The organism is Pseudonocardia sp., assembly GCF_025965585.1.
Classification (GTDB): Bacteria; Actinomycetota; Actinomycetes; order Mycobacteriales; family Pseudonocardiaceae; genus Pseudonocardia.
Window position 1 is genome coordinate 1 of sequence record NZ_JAOPWR010000488.1, and the last position, 3,401, is coordinate 3,401.

Below are 3,401 nucleotides of genomic sequence, written 5' to 3' on the forward strand. Positions count from 1 at the left end.
GGCGCAGGGCCCGGGACCGGCAGCACCCCCGGCGGCCCCGCCACGGGACCGGGGCGCCGCGGGACGTCGAACGGGCCCGACGACGCCGCCCCGCCGTCGGGCAACAGTGGACCGTCGAACCGGCCGCACGACCACGCCCCGACCGGCGTCACGGACACCCCGAGCGACGGCGGTTCGTCCCGCACCGTGAGCTCCGGCAGTTGAGGCCGGGCCGCGGCGCGCCACTGGGGCTCAGCGCAGGTGCTCCCACGCCCACACGGCGGCCTGCACCCGGTCGGTGACGCCGATCCGCTGGAACACGCTGGTCAGATGGGCCTTGACGGTGCGCTCGCTGATGCCGAGCCTGCGCCCCACCTGCTTGTTGGCCAGCCCCTCGGCCACGAGCTCCAGCACCTCCCGCTCCCGGTGCGAGATGCCGGCCGCGACGGGCCCGGCGCGCTGCCGGTCGAGCAGCACGCGTCCCGCTCGCGGGTCCAGCGGCACCTCCCCGGCGTGCACCGAGCGCACGGCGTCCATCAGCGCGTCGGGTTCGGTGTGCTTGAGCAGGTAGCCGCGGGCGCCGGCCTCCAGCGCCGCGACGATGCGGCTCTCGTCCCCGAACGAGGTGAGCACCACGACGCGCGTCTCGGGCCGCTCGGCCAGGATCGCCCGGGTCGCCTCCACCCCGCCCATCACCGGCATGGCGAGGTCCATGAGCACCACGTCGGGACGGTGCAGCCGCACCAGGTCGACGGCCTCCTGCCCGTCGGCGGCCACGGCCACCAGGTCGATGTCGGGCGCGGTGCCCAGCAGCTGCTGCAACCCGTGACGGACGACGGCGTGGTCGTCGACGACGATCACCGAGATCACCTGGCAGGCACCTCCAGGCGGAGCTCGGTGCCGCGACCGGGCGCGGACTCCATCTCCAGGGTGGCGCCCAGCCGGTCGGCGAGGCCGGCGAGCGCGCGCAGCCCGAGGTGCCCCGGCCGGTCGGGCAGCGGCCCCGGGTCGATGCCCCGGCCGTCGTCGACCACCCGCATCACCACCGCGGCGCCCTCCCGGCGGACGGTGATCTCCACCCGCTGCGCGTCCGCGTGCTCGGCGACGTTGCGCAGTCCCTCCTGCCCGACGCGGTAGAGCAGCTCGATCACGTCGACGTCGAGGGCCGGGACGGGCACGCCGACCTCCAGCGACGTCTCCGTCCCGCGGGCGGCGAGCCGGGCGAGGAGGTCGGACAGCGCCGCCTCCAGACCCTCCTCGTACAGGTTCGGCGGGTAGATCTCCACCAGCAGCGAGCGGAGCGAGCGCACCGCGTGGCGGACCCGCCCGGCCGCGTTCTCGACCTCGTCCATCCCCGGACCGCCCGCGTCGCGGCGCGTGACCGCGCCGAGCGAGAACGCCACCCCCGCCAGGTCCTGCACCACGCCGTCGTGCAGGTCGCCCGCGATCCGGCGGCGCTCGGCGTCGGTCGCCTCGATGGCCCGCGCGAACAGGTGCTCGCGCTGGACCTGCGTGCGGTGCAGCCGCCGGGCCAGCGACACGGCGATGGGCACCTGCAGCAGGGCCAGCAGCCCCAGTGCCCCGAGGATGTAGGGCGCGAACTGCAGCCAGAGGCTGCGACCCGCGGCCGTGACGCCGGCGTAGCTGAAGTAGGCCTCGAACAGCACCGGTGTCCCCGACGGCGTCTGCAGCCGCTCGTAGACCTCCAGCAGCTGGACGGCCCGTTCCTCGAGGCGGTTCTCCGGGTCCCCGAGGTCGCTGATGTCGGCCACCGGTGTGCCCGTGGCGAGTGCGCTCCGCGCGTCGTCGCCGAGTGCGAACCGGTCCCCGATCAGGCGCGACTCGTCGGAGTAGACGATCCGACCGGAGGCGTCCCAGATCTTGACCCGGACCAGCGAGCCGCGGACCACATGCGTCCGCACCGCGTGGTCCAGCGCCGCGAGCGCGGTGGGGTCGCCGGCCAGCACCCCGTCGGTCAGTGTGGGCTCCGCCGCGACCTCGGCGACGAGCGACGTGGCGCGGATGGCGTCCCCGATCGCCTCCTGGGTGCCGATGGTGCGGCTGGCGAAGACCGTGACGACCGCGACGAGGACGAGGACCACGAGGCCCGTGACCGTGTAGCGCAGGACGAGCCGGGGGGTCGTGACCCGGTCGCCGAACACGGAGCCGGGCAGATCCGACCGCCGCCTGCCCTCAGCCGGGGCCCCGGACGCCGACCGGAGCGCGGTCACGCCGCGCACAGCCCTGCGGGCACGCTCCGACGCCGGCGGACGGCGGTGCCCGCGGCGCCGGTCGAGGGTCCGTGCACGGGATCAGCATGTCGTGTGAAGAGGGGGCCGCGACCCGCCGAACGGCGCAGTGTCGGCTGCGCCGAACACCACCCGCCCGGCGGCGCAGCGATCAACCGAGCGTGAACGGGTCGCGCGTCCCGCCCGTGAGCTCCACCCAGACCGACTTGTTCTCGAGGTACTCGTCGAGCGCGGCGGCGCCGTTCTCCCGTCCCAGGCCCGACTGTCCGAACCCGCCGAACGGCACGCTCGGCGCCACCACCCGGTACGCGTTGATCCACACCGTGCCGGCCCGCAGCCGCGCGGCCACCCGGTGGGCGCGGTGCACGTCCTTCGTCCAGACCGCCCCGGCCAGGCCGTACGGCGTGTCGTTGGCGAGCTTCAGCGCCTCGTCCTCGTCGGTGAACGTGTAGGCCGACAGCACCGGCCCGAACACCTCCTCGCGCACGATCGTCGACTGCGCGGTGACGCCGGTGAGCACCGTGGGCTTCACGAACAGCCCGCCGAGCGCGTCGTCGGCCGCGCCGCCGTAGGCCACCGTGGCGCCCTCGGACTCGGCCGTCTTCAGGTAGCCGAGCACCTTCTCGTACTGCGGCCGGTTGGCCACCGGGCCCATCTCGGTGGCGGGGTCGTTGGGGTCGCCGAGGCGGATCTGCGCGGCCCGTTCCGCCACGAGACGCACCAGCTCGTCGTGGACGTCGGCGTGGACGATGAGCCGGGAACCGGCCATGCACGTCTGCCCGGTGGCCGCGAAGACGCCCGCGACCAGGCCGTTCGCGGCGGCCTGCAGGTCGGCGTCGGGGAAGACGATCTGCGGGCTCTTGCCACCCAGCTCCAGGGTGACCTTGTTGAGGTTCTCCGCCGCGGCGTGCGCGACGGCGCGACCGGTGGCCGTGGAACCGGTGAAGGCGACCTTGTCGATGCCCGGGTGCCCCGCCAGCGCCGCGCCCGTCTCGCGCGACAGGCCGGACACGACGTTGACCACGCCCGCCGGGAACCCGGCCTGTGCGAACAGCTCCGCGAAGCCCAGCGTCGAGGCCGGCGAGTGCTCCGACGGCTTGACGACGAACGTGCACCCCGCCGCGAGGCCGGGCGCGAGCTTCCAGGTGAGCAGCAGCAGCGGCGAGTTCCACG

At 74.8% G+C, this 3,401-nt stretch carries 4 protein-coding genes; all 4 read right to left on the reverse strand.

Going from position 1 to position 3,401, the window contains the following annotated elements; genetic code table 11:
• The coding region (locus tag JWR81_RS30065; protein ID WP_297660574.1) for a hypothetical protein at positions 1 to 185 on the reverse strand (185 nt) is incomplete at its 3' end.
• A gap of 46 nt (positions 186 to 231) precedes the next feature.
• Positions 232 to 849, reverse strand: coding sequence for a response regulator transcription factor (locus tag JWR81_RS30070; protein WP_297660577.1), 618 nt, complete (start codon positions 847 to 849; stop codon positions 232 to 234).
• Positions 846 to 2,210: an ATP-binding protein gene (locus JWR81_RS30075; RefSeq protein WP_297660580.1), complete on the reverse strand. Its 1,365-nt coding sequence runs from the start codon at positions 2,208 to 2,210 to the stop codon at positions 846 to 848. Before JWR81_RS30075 ends, JWR81_RS30070 begins: the two co-directional genes overlap by 4 nt.
• A 169-nt stretch (positions 2,211 to 2,379) precedes the next feature.
• Positions 2,380 to 3,401 (reverse strand): aldehyde dehydrogenase family protein (locus JWR81_RS30080; RefSeq protein WP_297660585.1); only part of this gene is annotated, 1,022 nt, incomplete at its 5' end.